Source organism: Aeromonas sp. 2692-1, assembly GCF_013085505.1.
GTDB classification, from domain to species: Bacteria; Pseudomonadota; Gammaproteobacteria; order Enterobacterales; family Aeromonadaceae; genus Aeromonas; species Aeromonas hydrophila.
On record NZ_CP038513.1, the window covers coordinates 470,001 to 490,624 of the forward strand.

The following is a 20,624-nucleotide window of genomic DNA, read 5'->3' on the forward strand; positions in this document are numbered from 1 at the left end:
CCGGGATGGAAAAAGCCGTCCCAATTCTCTGGCTGGAGCGCGCAGCCCTTGCCACGCTGTGGCTCACCCTGGTGAGCTGGCTGCTGCTGCCCACCCCATGGGTCACCAGCCTCTACCTGCTTCCTCTATATATAGTGGCGGCCGTTTTGCACTTGTGGCGCCAATTGCGTTGGCGGCTGCCTTCCACTCTTGGCCAACCCCTCTTGTGGTCACTGCACCTCGCCTACCTGTTTATTCCTCTCGGTCTGCTCGCCCTTGGTGCTCTGGCTGCCGGCCTGCCCATCAGCCTGTCGCTGGCCAGCCACCTGCTCAGTGCCGGCTGCATGGGCACCATGATCCTGGGGATGATAGCCCGGGTCTCTCTTGGTCATAGCGGCCGGGCCTTGCAGGTTGGGCGCAGGATCCAGTGCGCTTTCGCGCTGGTGATCATGGCGGCCCTGATCCGGGTGCTGATCCCGCTGCTTTGGCCGGCCTATACCCTGCACGGCTGGAACCTGAGCGGCCTGGCCTGGAGCCTGGCATATGGTCTATTTGTCTGGGTCTATGCTCCCATATTGACCGGCCCCCGGGCTGATGGGCGTCCAGGCTGACCCGGGGGTCAAGCTCTGCTGGCCGGATAGTGGATCAGATTGTGGAAGATGGCAGGGGCCACTCCCAGATTGCGATAGCCATGGGGGCGGTCGGCCGCAAAACGCACCGCCTCCCCCTGCGTCAATGAGCGCCACTCCCCTTCCACCAGCACTTCCATCAGGCCACTGATGACGATGACATGTTCGGTCACCCCGGGTTCATGGGGTTCTGATTCTCGCTGATAACCAGGCAACAAAGTCAGCTCAAACAGTTCGAATCCAAAGCGCCCCTCATAAGGGAAGAGAGGGGCGACCTGCATGCCCTCTCCCGCCGGCTGCTGGCGAATCGCATCTGCGGTGCGATAGAGCACTTCCCCCTGCTCTGCCGGGGTCGGCTCGATGAAGCTGGAGAAGGAGACCCGAAAGCCGGTGGCAATCTTCCACAGGGTGGCCACCGTCGGGCTCGACTCCCCCCGTTCAATCTGGCCCAGCATAGCCTTGCTCACTCCCGTCTCCCGCGCCGCTACATCCAGGCTCCAGCCCAGTTCGCTGCGCAAGCCCTTCAGACGTTGGGCCAGATGCTGATTCATCTCTTGCATGACTGCCTCTTTGTTGTGCTTGCTTGAATCGCCTTGTGCGCTATAACGCACAACGATATAGTCTGAAGCAATATTGTACGTAATAACGCACAAACCGTCACAACCCCACAAGGATGTCACCATGCCCTTTGCCCTTCCTCATCTGGTCGCCGGCTTCATCGCCGTGATGGTCGGCTATACCAGCTCGGTCATCCTGATCATTCAGGCAGCCACGGCAGCGGGGGCCGATGCAGCCCAGCTCGCGTCCTGGCTATGGACGCTGGGTATCGGCATGGGTATCAGCTGCATCGGCCTTTCCCTCTATTACCGCATCCCCGTCTTGACCGCCTGGTCGACTCCGGGTGCCGCCCTGCTCATCACCAGCCTGGGTAACTTCACCCTGGCCGAGGCCATCGGCGCCTTCGTTATCTCTTCTCTGCTGATCACCCTGTGCGGCATCAGCGGCTGGTTCGATCGGCTGATGCGTCATATCCCGGCCCAGCTGGCGGCGGCCATGCTGGCCGGGGTATTGCTCAAGTTCGGGCTGGATCTGTTCAAGGTCGCCCCGGCAGATCCCTTGCTGCTCGGCAGCCTGCTGCTGGCGTTCCTGCTCGGCCGTCATCTCTGGCCACGCTATACCATGGTGCTGGTACTGGCGACCGGCATTCTCATCTGCCTGCTGAGAGGCCAGCTGCAGCTTGACACCATCCACTGGCAACTGGCTGGCCCGGTCATGACCTGGCCAGAGTTTTCCCTTGGTGCCCTGTTCGGCATTGCCTTGCCACTCTTCATCGTCACCATGACCTCCCAGAACATGCCGGGCATTACCATTTTGCGGGCCCACGGCTATCAGCCCGCCACCTCATCCCTCATCACCTGGACCGGCCTCACCGGTCTGCTGCTGGCGCCCTTCGGCGGCTATGCCTTCAACCTGGCGGCCATCACTGCGGCCATCTGCATGGGGAAAGAGGTGGATCCGGACGCCAACCGGCGCTGGCCCGCGGCAGTGTGGGCCGGCGGCTTCTACCTGCTGACCGGCTGTTTCGGGGCCACGGTGGCGGCGCTGTTCACGGCCTTCCCGGCGGCACTGGTGACCTGTGTCGCCGGGCTGGCGTTGCTCGGCACCATCGGCAGCAGCCTGCACACCGCATTGCAGCACGACGATGCCCGTGAGGCTGCCCTGCTGACCTTCATCATCACCGCCTCCGGCATCAGCCTGCTCGGTATCGGTGCCGCCTGCTGGGGACTGCTCGTCGGCATCATCCTGTATCAAGTCAACCAGCGGAGAAACTGACCTGACCATCTGGGGAGCCCCCCGTGAGACACCGCACATAATTCAGAAAAATTGGTTCACAGCTGAAACTAATTGCCATTAAGTGGTGTCGAGGCACTTCTTCTTCCCCGATGCGTGCCTCATGTCAGACTCATAAACTGGAGAATAATAATGAGGAATCAGGCTGTCATTTTGTTACTGGCACTGCTGGGCGCCACCACCGCCCACGCTGCCGACACCGATCGGGAACTGGCCCGCCAGCTCGCGCTGCAGCAGAAAAACCTGCTGCCGCTCCTGAGCAATCAGGAGTACCAGAGCCCGCTGCCCAACTTGTTGCAAAAGGCCAGTCCGCGCCTGAAACGCCAGGCGCGGGATGCCAACCAGGCAGCCATCAGCCGGCAAGGGCTGGACGGCGAGGTCAAGGAGCTGATGCAGCTGCGACTGGCCAACCCGGAACAGGCCGCCGCGCTGCAGCAGGGTGTCGAGCCGCTGGTCGCCTATGTACCGAGCGGCGATGAGAAGAGCTGGAGCGCCATCGAAGCCTTCGACAGCGCCGGCAACCCCGTCTATCTGGATGTGGACAAGGCACCGGCCCGTCCGGTCCTGGTCGTGGAGGCTGATCCCGTCAAGGCCAAGAACGCCGGCCTCAAGGTGATCCGCAAGGCGCTGGCTGCCGCCGATATGCAGGTGGCTCCCCGTGCGGCTGCCAGCACGGCCCCGCTCAAAACCAGCATCCTGAAGAAAATTCGGTTGAAGGATGATCAGGAGCCCTGGCTGTTGGGTGCGGCCGAGGTGTATGCGGTGGTCGCAGGGGTCAATCCCAGCCGGGATGAGCCCGTGGTCGATATCGTCGACATGCCCTATCTCGACTATGACAACACCGACTACACCCCCAACCAGATCCTGGTCTACTGGGATCGCTATCGCTGGGGTGCCGTCGACATCGTCATGATGGAGCAGGACGACAACGTCAACTACAAGGAGTTGAGCGGCCTGTTCATCGATGCCCTCAAGCTGGCCTTCACGGCTGGCGGCGTGCCCGAGGCACTGCCCTTCCTCGATCTCGGCGGTCGCATCGTCAAGGCGCTGCCCGACTCCTGGATGACCAACAACGATGACTATCTGGATACCTTCTACACCCTGGAGCAGGACCAGAGCTATCACCAGTACCCCGGCGCCGCCGGCAATGCGGTGATCGATCTTGAACCCAAAGAGATCGCCCCCACCAGACCCTGATTGGTCGCCATAACAAAAAAGCCAATGAGCGACTCATTGGCTTTTTTTGTGCCCGCGATCCGTTACGGCTGGCCTTTCGGCCTCACCCCCAGGGTATGGCAGATGGCGTAGGTCAGCTCGGAGCGGTTCAGGGTATAGAAGTGGAAATCCTTCACCCCTTCCTGACTCAGCACCCGTACCTGATCGATGGCGATGCTGGCCCCCACCATGTTGCGGGTCATCTGATCATCATCCAGCCCCTCGAAACGCTGATGCATCCAGCGCGGGATCTTCACGTTGGTGAAACCGGCAAACTTGGCCAGGGTCTGGTAGTTGGAAACCGGCAGGATCCCCGGCACGATTTCGGCATCGATGCCGATGGCGGCGCAGCGATCCCGAAAGCGCAGGTAGGTCTCGACGTCAAAGAAGAACTGGGTAATGGCGCGGTTGGCACCGGCATCGATCTTGCGTTTGAGATTGAGCAGATCCGACTGCGCGCTACGCGCTTCCGGGTGCCCTTCCGGGTAGGCGGCCACCGAAATATCGAAGTCCGCTTCGGCCTTGAGCAGGGCCACCAGATCGGTGGCATACATCTCCGGCTTCTCCAGCCCCTGGGGCAGGTCACCGCGCAGCGCCACGATATGGCGGATACCGCTGTTCCAGTAATCGCGGGCAATGGTGCGCAGCTCATCGCGGCTGGCGTCGATACAGGTCAGGTGCGGGGCGGCGATCAGACCGGTCCGCTCCTTGATGTCCTTGATCACCTTGTGCGTGCGATCCCGGGTACCCGAGTTGGCGCCATAGGTCACCGACACAAACTTGGGCTCCAGCACTTTCAGGCGCTCGATGGATTGCCACAGGGTATTTTCCATCCCTTCGCTGTTGGGCGGAAAAAACTCGAAACTGACCGATATGTCGCCACTCAAATCTGCCAGACTCTGGTTGAGTGCCTCAACCTGACGTGCGCTGTGAAATCCCATCTGCTCTCTCCCTGCCCTGCAATCCATTTTCCTACGTCAAAACGGATGCTTGGACGTCTAAACGTCTTTCTATCTTTATGATAAAATGGCACAAAGTCAACACTGTTTTACAGCGAGAGGAAGGCCGCCGATTTTTATTTGGCAATAAAGCCAAAGTAACGATTGGCACCCCATCCCAAAATCCGGCGAGTCGCGTTATGATGAACGCAGATCGTCCTGGACGTTCTGAATCTGCGTGTGATTGTTTGGCCGGAGGTTTCTCCGGCCCCTTTTCAACCTCTTCCCCTTCCTGCCGATAACCAATTGAACCATTCGCAGGAGCATCATCATGGACACCCACCCCGGCTTTGCCACCGACTTGCTGTTCGATCGCTATCAAGGCAACGTGGTCGACCATGAGCAGTTCTGGGCCGTGCGCACTCCCGATGCTCCCGATTACTACTTCGGCAACTATCTGCTGCTCCCCTTTCCCCCCAGCGATCACGACAAGGGCTGGCTCGAGGCCAGTTTCGACAAGCTGATCGGGCAGGATCCTCGAGTCAGACACCGCACCTTCCAGTGGCCTCTCGCGGCCGGCCAGAACAGCCGGGTTGCCGGCTTCGTGGCGGCGGGATACCAGTACATGGAGTGCGTGGTGCTGGCACTGGAGGCCACCGACTGGCAACCACCAGCCGCGACGGTGGCTGCGCGCCCCTTTACACCGGCCGACTGGGACGAGTGGCTGGCCTTTGAACTGGAGGAGCGGGATCCCGGCCACTCGGAACAGAGCTACCTGCCCTATCTGCAGTCACGCCGCCAGTTGTACGAGGCGATGATCGGGGACGGGCTGGGTCAGTGGTGGGGGATCTGGCAGCAGGAGCAGCTGGTCGCCAGTTGCGGCCTCTTCTTTACCGATACTCTGGGCCGCTTCCAGCTGGTGCGCACAAGGCAGGCATGGCGCAATCAGGGGTTGTGCCGTCAGCTGCTGAGCCAGGTTGCCAAGCACGGGCTGACGCGGGTCGACCGGCTCATCATAGTGGCCGACGAGCACTATCACGCCCAGCGCGTCTATCGCTCGCTCGGGTTCGCTCCGGTGGCCCGCATCGGCAGCCTCTGCCGCTGGCCCCACTCGGTGCAGTGACTTCACAGACTGACAGCAAAGAAAACGGGAGGCTGATGCCTCCCGTTGTTTATCTGCCGGCAGCTATTGCTGCGGTGTTTCCAGCTCGTTGGAGAGCGCCTGCTCCACCTCGGCCGACGGAGCCGGCAACGGCGCGGCCGCGGCAGATGCAGCGGCAGCGGCAGCGGCAGGAGGCTCCGTGGTCGCAGCGGCGGCCGATACTGCGGGCGCGGCGGCAGGGGCGTCACACTGGCAATCGGCCCCTTTCACCTTGTTGCCCTGATGAGGCGGATACCAGCCCTTCAGGCCCTGCTCCAGCCGATCGGCTGCCGCCTTGGGCTCCATCTTGCCGAGCAACACGGCCTGACTCACTTCGGCCAGCTCGTCACCCAGCTTGGGCGTACCGCGGGAGAGGATCTGGGTGGCCACCCGGATGGTGGAGTCGCACTGATCCCGCCACTCCATCATCTCCTTCGCCGCCGGGTTGGTGACCTCGAAGAAGTGGTTGGAGAGGGAGAAGAAGCCGGGCAGCGAGTTGGTATAGAGCTCGGCGAACTGGGGCGTGGTCAACCACTGTAGGAAGGCCATGGCCGCCTCCTTGTTCTTGCTGGCCGGGTTCATGCCCATCCCGATGTCGGTGTGATCGGTAAAGAAGCAGCCATCGCCCTGTTTTGCCACGGGCGGGCGCATCACGCCAAAGTCCACCTTGCCGGTGAAAGGAGCGATCTCCCAGGAACCCGCCACGTAGAAGGCGGCCTTGCCCGAGGTGAACAGTTCGTTGGTCGCAGCATAGTCGCGGCTCTCGCCGCCTTCGCCGAGGTAGGGACGCCAGCGTGCCAGCTCCTCGAACACCTTGACGTAGGGCGGGTTGTCAAAACGCTCCTGCCCCCCGATCAACGCCAGGCGACCATCCTCCCCCTTCCAGTAGTTGGGGCCTATGTTCTGAAAACCGAGCTCTGAGGATACCCAGCTTTCCGAGCCGCTCATGGCGAGCGGCACATAGCGGCCATCGGCTTTCACCTTGTCCAGCGCCGCGAAGAAGGCATCCCGGGTTTGCGGCACGGTGAGCCCTAGCTCACTGAAAATCTTCTTGTTGTAGAAGAAGCCGTGAATCACCGAAGCCATCGGCACGCAGAAGGTCTGGGCGCCGGAGTCGGTCTGCCAGGGCGACTGGGCAAAACTCGGGAAGTTCTCCATCCCCGACATCTCGGTCAGCTCCGCCAGATGGCCCGCCTTGAACAGGGCGAGCGAGTCATCGAACGGCCGGCAGGTGATGAGATCCCCCGCCTTGCCCTCTTTCAGACTGGCCCACAGGGTCGGCATGTAGTCGACGTTCTGCACCCCGTTGAACTTCACCTGGATGCCTGGGTGGGAGGCCTCGAAGGCAGGAATGATCTTCTGCTCCCACAAAGCCTTGTCATCAATTCGCCAGCTCTCGATCACCAGCTCGCTGGCCATCAGCTGACCACACAACAGGAGACTCAGGGCCCCGATCCACTTGTTAGACATAAGCCCTCCTAAACCTTGAAATGTGCGATCAATTGCTGCTGCTTGGCGACCAGCTCCGCCAGCACTTCACTGCTGCCGGCCGACTCCCGCGCTTCCCGTTCGGTCTCGTAGGCCACCTCGGCGATGCCGGAGATATGGCGGGCCACCCCCTGGCTGACCGAGATCTGCTCCTGGGCGGCGTGCGCCACCTGATCCGCCATCGCCTTGATGGCGCTCATCCGGTCGGCGATGGATTGCAGGGCCGCATCCATCTCCCGGGTTTGCTCGACACAGTTGTGGGTCTGCTCCTGACTGCGCCCCATCACCTCCACCACCAGCTTGCTCGAGCTCTGCAGGTTCTCGATCATCGCCTGGATCTCTTCGGTCGAGGTCTGGGTCCGGTTGGCCAGTGCCCGCACCTCGTCTGCCACCACGGCGAAGCCACGGCCGGCATCGCCGGCCCGTGCCGCCTCGATGGCAGCGTTCAGCGCCAGCAGGTTGGTCTGCTCGGCGATGCTGCGGATCACATCGAGGATGCTGCCGATGTTGTTGCTGAACTCACCCAGCTTGTAGGTGATGCCAACGGCCTCTTCCATGGCGCCTGCCAGCTGCTCCGTGATGCGACGGGTGGTCGCCACCTTCTGGCGACCGCTGCGGGCTTCATCATCGGCCAGATCCACTTCCCGTTTGGTGCCATCGGTGGAACGGGCCACCTCGGTGGCACTCACCTCCAGCTCGGTGATGGCGGCAGCCACCTGATCGGTCTGACTCTTCTGATCCTGTACCCGGGACACGGCCCGCTCGCTTATCTCGGCGGCGCGGCTTGCCTCCTCCACCAGATGACGGGAGCCGGCATTGATCTGGGAGAGCAGCTCGCCGGTTTTGCCGGCCAGGGTATCGATGGAGCGGGAGAGTGCGCCGAATTCGCAACTGCTGCGATAATTGATGCGGCGGGTCATGTCCCCGGCTGCCATGTAATCCAGCTCCTTGTTGATCATCTGCAGCGGACGCTGAATGCTGCGCGCCGTGGTATAGCCGATGATGAGGGCGGCGGCGGCCGAGATGGCGGCCACCACCAGGATCCAGAAGCTGGCGCTGCTGACCGCATCATCCGCCGTGGTGCGGCTCTGGCTGGCAATCGAGCCGGCCGACTGTCCCATCTCGTCGAGCAGGCCCAGGCTGTTGATCAGGCTGGCATCGAGTTGCTGATTGAGGGTCTGCAGCGAGGCAGCCAGCTGCTGGGCATTGCGCATGGTCGCCAGCAGCCCCTGCTGGCCGAGTGCCAGCTCCTGCATCCGGTCAAGGTTGGAGACGAAGCGCTGCTTCACGTCATCCGGCACCAGCACCCGATCGAGCCGCTTGCGGGCCATCTCGATGTCCTTGCTCAGCACCTTCTCCAGCTCGTTGAGATCGGTCTTGGCATCGGCCCGGCGAATGTTCTTCAGATCGCGCGCGATGCCCGAGGTGATGAGTTCAGCCTTGTTGCGCATGGAGCGTTTGCTGGCGGTCTGCTGCAACAGTAGATCGGCAGCCCACTGGTAGGTGTCTTCCAGCCGGATGAAGGCAATCTCCAGCTTGTGGCGCTGATCCTGGGCATTGACCCATTGGCTGTGCTGGGAGAGCACCTGTTCAGCCAGGCCGTAGAACTGCTTGGTGGCGGCATCGACCTGTTGAAAACGAGAGCCGGCCTCGGCCACCCCGCTAAACTTGTCCATCTCCTGGCTCAGCTGACTGAAACGCGCCTGCTGCTCCTTGAACTGGCTGGCCAGCTGCGGCAGCTGGCTTGCATCCTCGCTGGTCCGGTAGACCAGCACCCAGCGGTTGCTGTCCTGCAGGGCGCCTTTCAGGCCGGCCACCGCAATCACCAACGGGGTTGCCCGGTCGGAGACCTGTGACAAGCCGTCGTTGATGCCCCTGATCTTCAAGGTGCTGATCACACCCAGCAGGATCAACAGCAGCAGCATCAACACAAATCCGGCGATGATCCGCTGCACAATAGATAAACCCATGGAGACATCCTCACTCGTGGGGGAAAGGTAACGTGAACATAGACACTATCGGCACAAGGGGCGAATTATAGAGGGGAGACGGAGGGTATTTTATTGATCTATATGGGGTTGGATCACAGTTGACGGGGGACGCTTTACGCGTAAAAGGGCCCGGACTGTGCCGGGCCAAAGAGACATGCTAGCTGTAACGGCCCGTGGGGGGCCAACCCTGTGTCCTATCAGAAGCGATAGCCGACACCAAACATGAAGGCCATGGGATCGATGGAGGTGTTGATGGTACCCACGGCGGTGTGCACGTCGGTATCGATATCCATGATCCAGGCGGAGGCGTTGACGAACCAGCGATCATTGATCGCCATGTCTAGGCCGACCTGACCGGCCATGCCCCAGGAGGAGTCCACGCTCACGTCGGTGCCATCCAGCGCGCCGCGGCCCTGCTCATCGAAGAAGGTGGTGTAGTTGATACCGGCACCGATATAGGGACGTACCTTGCTGTTGGCATCACCGAAGTAGTATTGCGCCATCAGGGTCGGCGGCAGGTGCTTGACCTTGGCCACTTCACCCAGACCGGCGGTGGATACCGAGTGGGAGAAGGGTGTGGCAGCCAGCAGCTCGACACCCCAGTTGTCAGTGATCAGATAAGAGAGCGTCAGACCCAGCTGCATATTGCTGTCGATTTCCAGCTCGCCGGTACCCAGCACGTTGTCACTGCTCGTTTGCGGAGAAACAAAGGCCAGGCCGCCGCGCACCAGAATATCACCAGCCTGGTGGGCCATGGCGACGGGAGAAGCGAGCGCGGCCGCGATCATCAGAGGAAGGATCTTTTTCATCACGTTTTCCTTTTAGTTTTCGTTTTATATGTTGCAAGCCTGAAAACTATAAAGGGATGTGAATGCAGAGTTATTGATTTAGCTCAAACGTTACCAAGAAATAGATAGATGTGTACAGCAGCTTAAGACTCACAAGATATGGCTGATAATTGGAAGAATAAACAATAAAAACATATTGATACGTCAATTCAAAACCAAACCAGCCACATTAAAAGATAATTTAAATGCACCTTATCGGAGCTTTAAACGGCTAAAAACGGTTGTTTCACTCGCTCAACCAGAGTATTTTTGCGAGCCATGTAGCCGGGCTGTAAGAAATTCTTTATGAAACCACAAACCAGAAGGGACAAAATAGTAGCCATACTGGCGGCTATCTGGGGTATTGGCTCCTTCCTGTTTATTTTATTGGGATTCGTTCTCGGCATGGCGCTATTAATTCTGACCCACTAGGCCGACTGGCTGGAGTGAGACGCCTGACACCGCAGCCACTCCCCCGCCACAATCTGCTCCGGGTTCAAATCCCACTGCGCCGGCCCCAGTTCCCCGCTATATCCGCGCCAGCTATTCCTGCCCTCCTGCTTGGCCCGGTACAGCGCCATGTCCGCCAGTTTGAAGCTCAGATTCCAGAACGAATCCTCCAGCTCCCGATGCAGGGGGTAATCGCAGAACCCCAGTGAAGCCGTCATCCAGAGCGGCAACTCTTCGCGCCCGAAGCGGCACTCGGCAATCTTGCGGCGCAGACGCTCGACCCGCTGGGCAACCCGTGTCGGCTCATCTCCGGTCAGCAGCAGCAAAAACTCCTCGCCACCCAGCCTGATCAGCGGCTCCTCCTCAGCGAGGGCCCCCCGCAGCAACTCCGCCAGCTGGCATAACAGCAGATCGCCGATGTCGTGGCCGAAGCGATCGTTGACCTGCTTGAAGTGATCCAGATCCAGGATCAGCAACACCCTGCCTGCCGCCAGCGCATCGCGATTGAGCAACCACTCATCGAGGTAGCGCCGGTTGAAGGCGTGGGTCAGCGGATCCGTATAGGCGGCCGTCTCCATCCGGGATGAATAAGCCTGCAAGGCGCTGTGGTGCAAGCTGATCCTGGCCGCCATCTCCCGGAACTTGCGACTGAGCAGAGCCATCTCCTGACTGCTGTCGATGATCGGCAACACGCTCACATCCTGCTTTTCGGCAAACTTGTGCAGCGCCCCCACCAGCTCGCCGATCGGCCCGAGCACGATGGCGCGCAAGCGGGACAGCGCCATCAGAATGCAGGCGAAGCTTATCAGCAGCATGCCGATGAAGGTCCAGATCGCTCCCTCCATCGCCCCCCGCAACACGTCACGCTCCTCTTCCACAATCAGGGTCAAGACGGGGGTACCGTCGTTGTCCAGCAGCAGCCCCTCCCCCCTGACACGCTGCAACCCCAGATCCACCAGCCGGTAGCTCATGTATGGCTTGAATGGCTTGAAAGAACCCAGATGCTCGCCAGTTCTCGGCTGAGCAATGGTCAAGGCGAGCGCGGTCCGCGCCGCCAGATCGTCCAGATAGCGTTCATCCAGCCAACGGGTCGCCAGCAGATAGCCATTGGGTTTGGTATCGCCGAGGGTATTGGTCACCGGTTGCAGCGAGAAGATGAGCGGCCCCCATAACGATCCTCTCACCCCGCTCAGACTGTGGATCCCCCCCTGCCGCGATTCACGCAGCAGTTGCAGCTTGAGGTCATCCAGAAAGAAGGGAAGCAGGGTGGTGTCCGTATCAGGCGCCTCCGGCAGCAGGGTGCGAGTCCAGATTTCAGAGCCCTGCAAATCCATATAACTCAGCACGTTGAGCTCAAAGTCCCGCATCGGGGTGTCGACCAGCAGATTGGAGTGGATATAGCCCTGATTGGGCCTGGCCAGGAAGTGATAGCTCTCGTCCCAGATCCCCCAATCCCGGGTGAAGGCATTGATGGCATTGATGTCACCCTGCACGGCCCTGACCACCCGCTGCAGATGATCCTGCATCCGCCGCTCCTCGACCCGCTGCGCCGCCGGCACCTGGGCCAGCGCGATCACGATGAGCAGCATCAGGATGGCGCCAGCCCAGACGGGGAACATGGAGTAGGCCAGCAAATGATCGATGGAGCGGGACGGTTGAGCCATGGGCGCCAATATCCTTTGAATGGCAATGCGAAATGAGAAGGGCCTTGCCCCAAGTATGGAGTATCGGCCCGTCTGGAGGTCACTGAATTACCACAATAAAAACAAGGGGCCCAGGGCCCCTTGTCACATTATTGAACGGATTATCGCGCCAGCAGCGGCGCCAGGAAGCGGGCCGTATGGGAATCCTCGCAACGGCTCATCTGCTCCGGCGTCCCTGTCACCAGAATACGGCCACCGCCAGCGCCCCCCTCCGGCCCCAGATCGACGATCCAGTCGGCGGTTTTGATGACGTCCAGGTTGTGCTCGATGATGACGATGGTATTGCCGCGATCCCGCAGCTGGTGCAGCACCTTGAGCAGCTGCTGGATGTCGTGGAAGTGCAGCCCGGTAGTCGGCTCATCCAGAATGTAGAGAGTCTGACCGGTATCCCGCTTGGAGAGCTCGCGCGCCAGCTTGACTCGCTGCGCCTCACCGCCCGACAGGGTAGTGGCCGACTGGCCGAGCCGGATATAGGAGAGGCCCACGTCCATCAGGGTCTGCAGCTTGCGCGCCACCGCCGGCACCGGGTCGAAGAACTCGCGGGCATCTTCCACCGTCATCTCGAGGATTTCGTGGATGTTCTTGCCCTTGTACTTCACCTCCAGCGTCTCGCGGTTGTAGCGCTTGCCCTTGCAGACGTCGCACGGCACGTAGACATCCGGCAGGAAGTGCATCTCCACCTTGATGACCCCATCCCCCTGACAGGCCTCGCAGCGTCCCCCTTTCACGTTGAAGGAGAAGCGACCCGGCTGGTAGCCGCGCGAGCGCGCCTCCTGGGTGCCGGAAAGCAGCTCGCGGATCGGGGTGAACAGGCCGGTATAGGTGGCCGGGTTGGAGCGCGGGGTACGACCGATGGGGCTCTGGTCGATATCCACCACCTTGTCCAGGTGCTCCAGCCCTTCCACGCTGCGATAGGGCGCCGGGGTGGATTCGGTGGCCTTGTTCAGCTCGCGATGAGCGATGCGGAACAGGGTGTCGTTGATCAGGGTCGACTTGCCGGAGCCGGAGACGCCGGTGACACAGGTCATCACCCCGATCGGCAGATCCAGGTTGACGTTGCGCAGGTTATTGCCGCTCGCCCCCTTGAGTTTCAGCCACTTGCCGGTAAGCGGAGTACGCTCGGCGGGAATGGCGATCTGCTTGCGACCGGAGAGGTAGTCACCGGTCAGCGACTCTGGATTATTGATGATCTCTTCCGGCGTGCCCTGGGCGACGATGGCACCGCCGTGCACCCCGGCCCCCGGGCCGATGTCGAGCACATGGTCGGCGAGGCGGATGGCGTCCTCGTCGTGCTCCACCACGATCACTGTGTTGCCGAGATCACGCAGGTGAGTGAGGGTCTTGAGCAACCGCTCGTTGTCGCGCTGGTGCAGACCTATGCTGGGCTCGTCCAGCACATACATCACTCCCACCAGACCGGCACCAATCTGGCTGGCCAGCCGGATCCGCTGGGCCTCGCCACCGGAAAGGGTCTCGGCGCTGCGCGACAGGCTCAGATAATTGAGACCCACGTTCACCAGGAAACCGAGCCGCTCGACGATCTCTTTCAAGATCTTCTCGGCAATCTGGGCGCGCTGGCCGGTGAGGTTCAGCCCTTCGAAGAAAGCGAGCGCATCGCCGATGGACTGCTCGGCGATGGCCGGCAGGTTGCGGTTGTCGACGAAGACGTGGCGCGCCTCTTCCCGCAGCCGGCTGCCACCGCAGCTGGTACAGGATTTGTTGGCGATGTATTTGGAGAGCTCTTCACGCACCGAGTTGGATTCGGTCTCCCGGTAGCGCCGCTCCATGTTGTGCAGGATCCCCTCGAACGGGTGCTTGCGCACCACCACGTCGCCGCGATCGTTCATGTAGCGGAACTCGATCTCGGTGCGACCGGAACCGCGCAGGATCACCTCCTGGGTCTTGATCGGCAGATCCTCCCACGGCGTCTCCAGATCGAACTTGTAGTGCTCGGAGAGGGATTTGAGCATCTGGAAGTAGTAGAAGCTGCGCTTGTCCCAGCCACGGATGGCGCCGTTGGCCAGACTGATGGCAGAATCGCCGATCACCTTGGCCGGGTCGAAATATTGCTGCACACCCAGACCATCACAAGTCGGACAGGCACCGGCCGGATTGTTGAAGGAGAAGATGCGCGGCTCCAGCTCCGACATGGAGTAGCCGCACTCCGGGCAGGCGAAGTTGGCGGAGAAGGTCATGGGGGCAACCCCCTCCTCGCCGTCCATCGGTACCACCAGTACGATGCCGCCGGAGAGGGTCAGCGCCGTCTCGAACGACTCGGCCAGACGCAGGGCCAGGTCATCCCGTACCTTGAAGCGGTCCACCACCACCTCGATGGTGTGCTTCTTGTGCAACTCCAGCGCGGGCGGGTCGGAGAGATCGCACACCTCGCCGTCGATACGGGCACGGATGTAGCCCTGGGCCGCCAGATTCTCCAGCAGCTTGGTGTGCTCCCCCTTGCGATCGCGCACCACCGGGGCCAGCAGCATCAGCTTGCTCCCCTCCGGCTGGGCCAGCACCTGATCCACCATCTGGCTGATAGTCTGGGCGGCGAGCGGAATGGCGTGAGTCGGACAGCGCGGCTCACCGACCCGGGCGAACAGCAGACGCAGGTAGTCGTAGATTTCGGTGATGGTGCCGACGGTCGAACGCGGGTTGTGGGAGGTGGACTTCTGCTCGATGGAAATGGCGGGCGAGAGCCCCTCGATATGGTCGACGTCCGGCTTCTCCATCAGGGAGAGGAACTGGCGGGCATAGGCGGAGAGTGACTCCACATAGCGGCGCTGCCCCTCGGCATAGAGGGTATCGAACGCCAGAGAGGATTTGCCCGAACCGGAGAGGCCGGTGACCACGATCAGCTTGTCGCGGGGCAGGGTCAGATTGATGTTCTTGAGGTTGTGGGTGCGAGCACCCCGGACCACGATCTTTTCCATCTTGTTGCACGCTCGATACGGAAACCTGAGCGAGTCAGTATGGCATAGAGACTACTGGATGAATAGACAGGTTTTATCCATCATCCCCATCGATTTCAGAGATACTCCTTGGCCCAGCTCACCGCCTGCAGACGGTTCTTCACGTTCAATTTCTTGAAGACATTGTAGAGGTGGGACTTGATGGTGTGCTCGCTCACGAACAGGCTGTCGGCGATCTCGGTATTGGAGGCCCCCGTCATCAGGTAGCGGATGATCTCCTGCTCGCGCACGGTCAGCAGCGTCTGATTGCGCAGGTGGTGTTCCCCGCCCTTGCGGTAGTAGTTGACCAGATCGCACAGCAGATGGCGCGGGATCCAGTACTCCCCCTCCAGCACCTTGCGAATGCCGAGCACCAACCGATCCAGCGGATCCTGACAGAAGAAGAGCCCGCTGGTATGGGGCCACATCAGCAGCAACTCCCGATCCGTACTGGTGGGGGCATTGAGCAGCACGGTATTGGCTTCCCCGAAGCGGCTGGAGATCTCCCGTGGCCACCCCGTTTGCTGGCTCGACTTGAGGTAATCCAGATCCACCAGAAACAACGGATGCGGCTCGAGTTCATCCGCTTGAGGCAGGGCTTCCAGTGCACTCACCAGCAGGATGGGCAGAGCCAGCTGTTCGGCCAGGTAGCTCTGAAAGCTGGTCGCCTGCGCATTGTCTTCGGTTACCAATACGATGGGATATGGGGTGATCATGAAGCGCTGGTCCTTGAACATTCCGGCCATGGTGTTTTTCGGCAGCAGAGAGTACCAAGCCCCCCGCAGGCTGCAGCATTAAAAAAGTATTAGACGCCGATGCGCCTCCTTTGAAACTCACCAATTTTCCAAGCAATACAAATAACTAGCCGCCCCCCCCCATTTGGGTGAAATACTGGCCCCTGGCCGGACAGGGGCTGTCACACCGGCCTCTGGCCCCCCTTCTCGTCTCGACCGTTCGATGATATGACTCCCCGTTGCTGTTCACTTGCTGGCCAAGGTCGGCCTCGTGTAAGTTAATCCTTCGTCCGGCGGACATGGGATGGAGCGTCAGGAAGATGTGCGCTCTTTCTCCCCAACTGTTACTATTGCGGGCAAAATCTGAAAACGGGGAGGCGGCCAACTGGCGCGCTGAACCGGACACAGTCATCACATGAGTGGCGGGGCCGCCCTGCAGCATCGCCTATCTCACAGAAAACAAACGATATGTTGAATTGGCCCGGGCATATGGCCCGGCCGGTATATAAAGGGTGGAAGAGAGATTATGGCCAGTCGAGGCATCAATAAAGTCATTCTGATCGGTAACCTGGGGCAAGACCCGGAAGTGCGCTACATGCCGAGCGGCGGTGCCGTGACCAATATCACCCTGGCCACCTCCGACACCTGGCGCGACAAGCAGACCGGTGAGCAGAAAGAGCGCACCGAGTGGCACCGCGTTGTCTTCATGGGCAAGCTGGCCGAAGTGGCTGGCGAGTACCTGAAGAAAGGCTCCCAAGTCTATGTTGAAGGCAAGCTGCAGACCCGCAAGTGGCAAGATCAAAGCGGCCAGGAGCGTTACACCACCGAAGTGCTGGTCGATGGCTTCAGCGGCGTGATGCAGATGCTGGGTGGCCGTCCGCAAGGCGGCGCCGGCCAAGGCATGGGTGGCCAGTCTCAGGGCAACTGGGGTCAGCAGCAGGGCATGCAGTCCCAGCAGCCGATGAACCAGGCGCGTCCTGCCCAGGCTCCGCAGCAGAACATGCAGCAACAGGGCGGCTACGCTCGTCCGGCCCAGCAACCACAGTCTGCACCGCCGGTGTACAATGAGCCGCCGATGGACTTCGACGACGACATTCCGTTCTAAGCAACGTCAGATCCCGGAGGCCCTGTTCATGCAGGGCCTTTTTTTGCCTGTTATTGACGCAGACGTGGCGCGCAATCCAGCCTCCTGGCCGGTCTTGCCAGTCATACGTCCCCATATCATTCGCCTTGGGATTATGATCGGGGCAATCCAGTTGCCAGAGAGAACGCATGGGGTCTTGGTATCGAATCTTGTTGTGCGTGGCGGCTTGCGCCACCCTGTTGCTGCCATCCTTGCTGCTGGCAGGCGAGCCACTGCGAGTGGGGGTCAGCTTCGCCATCCCGCCCTATGTCATTGAAGAAGAGGGTCGCGGGATCGAGCTCGACCTGATGAGAGAGGCGTTTCGGGACAGCGGCTATGAGCCTCAATTCGAATATCTGCCGCTGGAGCGCACCTTCCGCATGCTGGAGTCCGGCAAGCTCGATGCCATCATCAACGTCAAACCTGGCATGTTGCACGACGTCTTCCTGTCGCAGCCGGTGATCGCCTTCCACAATCGGGTGTTCACCCTCAATAAAACCCACATCAGCACCCTGGACGACATGAAGACGCTGAGGGTGAGTGCCTTCCAGCGGGCCCGTCAGGTGTTGGGAGGTGCCTTTGCCAGCATGGCTGACCAGAATCCCCGTTACGAGGAGGTCGCCAAACAGCAGGGGCAGGTGCACAGGTTGATGCTGGGGCGGGTGGATGCGGTGATCCTGGAGCAGCGGGTTTTCTATTACTATCTGGCACAGCTGGCCAACAGCAAATATGGGGCAGAGCTCTATGCTCCCGGCCGGGTTCGGCAATACGATCTGTTTGCGCCGACTCACTACCATTTTGCCTTTCGCCAGGCGGCGCAGCAGCGCTGGTTCGATCGCCGGCTCGATGCCATGCGGGCCGATGGCCGTTATCAGCGAATATTTGCCCGCTACGGGGCCACGCCCTGAGCCTCCTGAAAACATAAAAGCCAGCCCGAAAAGGCTGGCTTTTTGTTACTGGCTCCAAAGGAACTACAGCATGGGGAGCGTTACTTCATCGCGCCGCCATTTTTCAGATCTGCTTTCTGACGTTTGGCTTCGCGCTTCTCTTTCAGTGACATCTGCGGTTTTTTCTTGGCATCTTTGCCGTTGTGATGTTCTTTGTTACTCATCATCAAACTCCAAAAATGTTACCCAGACAGTTGGAACCCAGGTTCCAGCATGCCATCCGAATCGTAGACTACAGTACGCTTTCAGTGACGATCCTGCGATCGCACTCAGTCCAGCATACCCCTAATCTTGCGCAAGAATCCACCCTCATCCCATCACCCAGTGGCAGCAGATGTTCACCGGCTTCCGCTGACCCGATCCGGGCGGGGAATGAACGGCCGGAGAAGCGATTTATTCCTTATAAAATAACGCCAAACAGATTTATTTCATGATGATGTGAAATAAACCACTGAATGCCAAAATGAATTCTCTTTAAATAATGAGAGATAATTTAGATAAGCATTCTCACTATCGCCAGAAACAAAAAGTTACAACCCAAAGCAGCGCCTCCCTGGACAAGCTGATATTATCCAACCCTATTTGTGAAAATATTCCAGCGAGAATAAGGACGTCCCATGACCAGAAAAACCAGAGCGGCCTTGGTCTCAGTTTGCTCCAATATCACCTTGATTATCATGAAGATATTTGCCGGCATACTGAGCGGTTCCGTCAGTATTATTTCCGAGGCCATTCACTCGGCCATGGACCTGGTGGCGGCATTGATCGCGCTGGTGGCCGTACGCAAATCGGATATTCCCCCCGACCAACGCCACCCCTACGGTCATGACAAAATTGAAAACGTCTCCGGTGTGATCGAAGCACTGCTGATCCTGCTGGCAGCCGGCTGGATAATATTCGAGGCCGTCGGCAAATTGATCACGCCAACCCCGATCGAGGGGGTCGGTCTCGGTGTGCTGGTCATGCTGTTTTCGGCGCTGGTCAACAGCGGCGTCTCCGCCTACCTCTACCGGGTGGCCAAGGAGGAAGAGTCCGTGGCCCTGGCCGCCGATGCACTGCATCTGAAGGCTGACGTACTGACCTCGCTCGGGGTCGCCGTCGGCCTGCTCGGTATCTGGATTGCCGCCAGACTGGGCTACAACCTCTATCTGCTTGACCCCATTGTTGCCATCTGTGTCGCCCTGTTCATCCTCAAGGAGGCGATCGCCATGCTGAAGCAGGCCTTCCAACCCCTGCTGGACCACAGCATGAACGAGGAAGAGCTGGCCATCACCACCAGAGTGATCGAGGAGTGCTGCCCGGAGCATGGCGGCTTTCACGATCTGCGCAGCCGTCAGGCCGGGCGCCGTCGCCACATCGACTTCCACTTGACCTTGCCAAAAGAGATGAGCATCGAGCACTCCCACGCCATCTGCGATCGGATAGAGCAGGGCATCATGCGGCACCTGCCCCACGCCGTCGTGCTGATCCATGTTGAACCGAGCGGGCATGGTTAACGGCGCTGAGCCGTGCGAGGGGAATGCGACGGGCTATTCCCTTCGACAACGGCCATCCGGTGGAGCGGTATTCGAAAACGGCGTCGATTGTGCAATAAACGGCCGGCAGGTGTGCTAGGGTGGACTATTCCCGCCATCAGGAGCACGCCGTGAAAAAGTTGGAAATGAAGGACCTCACCGACGCCGAAAAGGCCGAGATCACCCTGCTGCTCCAAAAAGCACAGGCCAATGCAGATCATCAACTGAGCAATGCCGAGCGCAACCGCATCCGCGAGGAAGGCAGACTCAAGATAGTCGCAGACCGTGCTGCCGCCGCCAAAGTGGCCGCCAAACTGGCACGGGAAAAGGCCAAGGAACGAGCCAGCAAGCAGGTTTTGCCAGAGACATTCAGCTGGGTGGATTCCGTCAGCAACAAGTTTCGCAGCAAACGCTGACGGCCAATCCTCCCGCTCAAGCGCCCCCTACCTCAACCAGCCAACTCACACCATGGCGGAGAACAACCCTCTGCCATGGTGTGTCCAGCGACCTGCAACGCCGCAGGATCCTGCGCTGCAGACACCCACACCAGGAGTGGCTGCGTCGATATCCGACCACTCGCAGCGAGATAAAATTTGCTTTAAGAAAATGGGCATGTTTTAATCTTTTGCGATGGTTCGGTAGTTCAGACCTGGTTATGTTAGGCAGTCATTTTAGTAAAGCAGCGATTAGTATAAGAATTATCCATGATTCTTCTTATCAAATAATTCTCCTTCTTTAGTGCTCCCCATACGTATTGCTGACGAAAAATCATAGATTGCCATTTGGCACTTTAAACACTATTTAAGGAAATTATCATGTCCAACAAAATGACTGGTACCGTCAAGTTCTTCAACGCCGAGAAAGGTTTTGGCTTCATCTCCCCGACCGACGGCAGCAAAGACGTGTTCGTTCACTTCTCCGCCATCCAGACCCCGGGCTTCAAGACCCTGGACGAAGGTCAGCGCGTTGAGTTCACCATCGAGCAAGGCCAAAAAGGCCCGGCTGCTGCTAACGTAGTAGCTCTGTAATTCAAGCCGGGGATCCGGTCCGCCTGCTCATGCCGGCTGGTACGATCCGCTGCAAGAATTGAAAAAACCCGCTTCGGCGGGTTTTTTGTTGTCTGCCATTTGCCATTCCCCCTCTGCC

18 protein-coding genes (1 of these 18 only partly in view) are annotated in these 20,624 nt (G+C 59.9%); 9 read left to right on the forward strand and 9 right to left on the reverse strand.

Annotated features, from left to right (window positions below):
- A protein-coding gene (locus tag E5E97_RS02465; RefSeq protein ID WP_171279825.1) for an NnrS family protein crosses the window boundary here: on the forward strand, positions 1-590 show its end. Its footprint begins 607 nt before the window's first position; the window shows 590 of its 1,197 coding nt (coding positions 608-1,197); its start codon lies beyond the left edge, outside the window; its stop codon occupies positions 588-590.
- Between the two features lie 8 nt (positions 591-598).
- Here E5E97_RS02465 and E5E97_RS02470 read toward each other — a convergent pair whose 3' ends face one another.
- Positions 599-1,168, reverse strand: coding sequence for a helix-turn-helix domain-containing protein (locus E5E97_RS02470; RefSeq protein WP_041217095.1), 570 nt, complete (start codon positions 1,166-1,168; stop codon positions 599-601).
- 121 nt (positions 1,169-1,289) lie between these two features.
- On the opposite strand from E5E97_RS02470, the gene E5E97_RS02475 reads away from it, so the two are divergent.
- Positions 1,290-2,441 (forward strand): benzoate/H(+) symporter BenE family transporter, encoded by a 1,152-nt coding sequence (locus E5E97_RS02475; RefSeq protein ID WP_118880241.1) that lies wholly within the window; start codon positions 1,290-1,292, stop codon positions 2,439-2,441.
- A gap of 150 nt (positions 2,442-2,591) precedes the next feature.
- Positions 2,592-3,656, forward strand: coding sequence for a DUF3103 family protein (locus E5E97_RS02480; RefSeq protein WP_011707631.1), 1,065 nt, complete (start codon positions 2,592-2,594; stop codon positions 3,654-3,656).
- 62 nt (positions 3,657-3,718) lie between these two features.
- On the opposite strand, the gene metF is transcribed toward E5E97_RS02480, so the two are convergent.
- Positions 3,719-4,615, reverse strand: a complete 897-nt coding sequence (gene metF / locus E5E97_RS02485) for a methylenetetrahydrofolate reductase (protein WP_005306036.1) — start codon at positions 4,613-4,615, stop codon at positions 3,719-3,721.
- Between the two features lie 328 nt (positions 4,616-4,943).
- Between metF and E5E97_RS02490 the strand changes: the two genes are divergently transcribed.
- Positions 4,944-5,735: a GNAT family N-acetyltransferase gene (locus E5E97_RS02490; protein ID WP_171279826.1), complete on the forward strand. Its 792-nt coding sequence runs from the start codon at positions 4,944-4,946 to the stop codon at positions 5,733-5,735.
- Between the two features lie 63 nt (positions 5,736-5,798).
- Here E5E97_RS02490 and E5E97_RS02495 read toward each other — a convergent pair whose 3' ends face one another.
- From E5E97_RS02495 to E5E97_RS02520, 6 genes are all read right to left on the reverse strand, one after another.
- Positions 5,799-7,223 (reverse strand): ABC transporter substrate-binding protein, encoded by a 1,425-nt coding sequence (locus E5E97_RS02495; RefSeq protein ID WP_171279827.1) that lies wholly within the window; start codon positions 7,221-7,223, stop codon positions 5,799-5,801.
- 8 nt (positions 7,224-7,231) lie between these two features.
- Positions 7,232-9,211: a methyl-accepting chemotaxis protein gene (locus E5E97_RS02500; RefSeq protein ID WP_171279828.1), complete on the reverse strand. Its 1,980-nt coding sequence runs from the start codon at positions 9,209-9,211 to the stop codon at positions 7,232-7,234.
- Between the two features lie 218 nt (positions 9,212-9,429).
- A complete protein-coding gene (locus E5E97_RS02505) occupies positions 9,430-10,041 on the reverse strand; it encodes an OmpW family outer membrane protein (RefSeq protein ID WP_011707635.1) in 612 nt (203 codons plus the stop codon).
- Between the two features lie 446 nt (positions 10,042-10,487).
- Complete coding sequence (locus E5E97_RS02510) at positions 10,488-12,173, reverse strand: diguanylate cyclase (RefSeq protein WP_171279829.1); 1,686 nt, start codon at positions 12,171-12,173, stop codon at positions 10,488-10,490.
- Positions 12,174-12,313: 140 nt separating this feature from the next.
- Positions 12,314-15,142 carry an excinuclease ABC subunit UvrA gene (gene uvrA, locus E5E97_RS02515; protein ID WP_118880238.1) on the reverse strand — a complete coding sequence of 943 codons (2,829 nt, stop codon included), beginning with the start codon at positions 15,140-15,142 and terminating at the stop codon, positions 12,314-12,316.
- Between the two features lie 95 nt (positions 15,143-15,237).
- A complete protein-coding gene (locus tag E5E97_RS02520) occupies positions 15,238-15,897 on the reverse strand; it encodes a LuxR C-terminal-related transcriptional regulator (protein ID WP_011707638.1) in 660 nt (219 codons plus the stop codon).
- Between the two features lie 523 nt (positions 15,898-16,420).
- Between E5E97_RS02520 and E5E97_RS02525 the strand changes: the two genes are divergently transcribed.
- Complete coding sequence (locus E5E97_RS02525; protein WP_011707639.1) at positions 16,421-16,999, forward strand: single-stranded DNA-binding protein; 579 nt, start codon at positions 16,421-16,423, stop codon at positions 16,997-16,999.
- Positions 17,000-17,166: 167 nt separating this feature from the next.
- Positions 17,167-17,925: an ABC transporter substrate-binding protein gene (locus E5E97_RS02530; protein WP_011707640.1), complete on the forward strand. Its 759-nt coding sequence runs from the start codon at positions 17,167-17,169 to the stop codon at positions 17,923-17,925.
- A gap of 80 nt (positions 17,926-18,005) precedes the next feature.
- On the opposite strand, the gene E5E97_RS23660 is transcribed toward E5E97_RS02530, so the two are convergent.
- A complete protein-coding gene (locus tag E5E97_RS23660) occupies positions 18,006-18,128 on the reverse strand; it encodes a hypothetical protein (RefSeq protein ID WP_011707641.1) in 123 nt (40 codons plus the stop codon).
- 453 nt (positions 18,129-18,581) lie between these two features.
- Here E5E97_RS23660 and E5E97_RS02535 point away from each other — a divergent pair, with 453 nt between their 5' ends.
- The 3 genes from E5E97_RS02535 to cspA all read left to right on the forward strand — a co-directional run bounded on the left by E5E97_RS02535 (position 18,582) and on the right by cspA (position 20,506).
- Positions 18,582-19,460: a cation diffusion facilitator family transporter gene (locus E5E97_RS02535; protein ID WP_044800976.1), complete on the forward strand. Its 879-nt coding sequence runs from the start codon at positions 18,582-18,584 to the stop codon at positions 19,458-19,460.
- Positions 19,461-19,609: 149 nt separating this feature from the next.
- Positions 19,610-19,894 (forward strand): DUF3811 domain-containing protein, encoded by a 285-nt coding sequence (locus tag E5E97_RS02540; RefSeq protein ID WP_024946369.1) that lies wholly within the window; start codon positions 19,610-19,612, stop codon positions 19,892-19,894.
- A gap of 399 nt (positions 19,895-20,293) precedes the next feature.
- Positions 20,294-20,506 (forward strand): RNA chaperone/antiterminator CspA, encoded by a 213-nt coding sequence (gene cspA, locus E5E97_RS02545; RefSeq protein ID WP_011707644.1) that lies wholly within the window; start codon positions 20,294-20,296, stop codon positions 20,504-20,506.
- The last annotated feature ends 118 nt before the right edge of the window (positions 20,507-20,624 follow it).

Excerpts from the sequence above, each read along its gene's own strand:
- E5E97_RS02470 (WP_041217095.1), bottom strand. The coding sequence starts at position 1,168 with ATGCAAGAGATGAATCAGCATCTGGCCCAACGTCTGAAGGGCTTGCGC.
- E5E97_RS02475 (WP_118880241.1), top strand. The coding sequence starts at position 1,290 with ATGCCCTTTGCCCTTCCTCATCTGGTCGCCGGCTTCATCGCCGTGATG.
- E5E97_RS02480 (WP_011707631.1), top strand. The coding sequence starts at position 2,592 with ATGAGGAATCAGGCTGTCATTTTGTTACTGGCACTGCTGGGCGCCACC.
- metF (WP_005306036.1), bottom strand. The coding sequence starts at position 4,615 with ATGGGATTTCACAGCGCACGTCAGGTTGAGGCACTCAACCAGAGTCTG.
- E5E97_RS02490 (WP_171279826.1), top strand. The coding sequence starts at position 4,944 with ATGGACACCCACCCCGGCTTTGCCACCGACTTGCTGTTCGATCGCTAT.
- E5E97_RS02495 (WP_171279827.1), bottom strand. The coding sequence starts at position 7,223 with ATGTCTAACAAGTGGATCGGGGCCCTGAGTCTCCTGTTGTGTGGTCAG.
- E5E97_RS02500 (WP_171279828.1), bottom strand. The coding sequence starts at position 9,211 with ATGGGTTTATCTATTGTGCAGCGGATCATCGCCGGATTTGTGTTGATG.
- E5E97_RS02505 (WP_011707635.1), bottom strand. The coding sequence starts at position 10,041 with ATGAAAAAGATCCTTCCTCTGATGATCGCGGCCGCGCTCGCTTCTCCC.
- E5E97_RS02510 (WP_171279829.1), bottom strand. The coding sequence starts at position 12,173 with ATGGCTCAACCGTCCCGCTCCATCGATCATTTGCTGGCCTACTCCATG.
- uvrA (WP_118880238.1), bottom strand. The coding sequence starts at position 15,142 with ATGGAAAAGATCGTGGTCCGGGGTGCTCGCACCCACAACCTCAAGAAC.
- E5E97_RS02520 (WP_011707638.1), bottom strand. The coding sequence starts at position 15,897 with ATGTTCAAGGACCAGCGCTTCATGATCACCCCATATCCCATCGTATTG.
- E5E97_RS02525 (WP_011707639.1), top strand. The coding sequence starts at position 16,421 with ATGGCCAGTCGAGGCATCAATAAAGTCATTCTGATCGGTAACCTGGGG.
- E5E97_RS02530 (WP_011707640.1), top strand. The coding sequence starts at position 17,167 with ATGGGGTCTTGGTATCGAATCTTGTTGTGCGTGGCGGCTTGCGCCACC.
- E5E97_RS23660 (WP_011707641.1), bottom strand. The coding sequence starts at position 18,128 with ATGAGTAACAAAGAACATCACAACGGCAAAGATGCCAAGAAAAAACCG.
- E5E97_RS02535 (WP_044800976.1), top strand. The coding sequence starts at position 18,582 with ATGACCAGAAAAACCAGAGCGGCCTTGGTCTCAGTTTGCTCCAATATC.
- cspA (WP_011707644.1), top strand. The coding sequence starts at position 20,294 with ATGTCCAACAAAATGACTGGTACCGTCAAGTTCTTCAACGCCGAGAAA.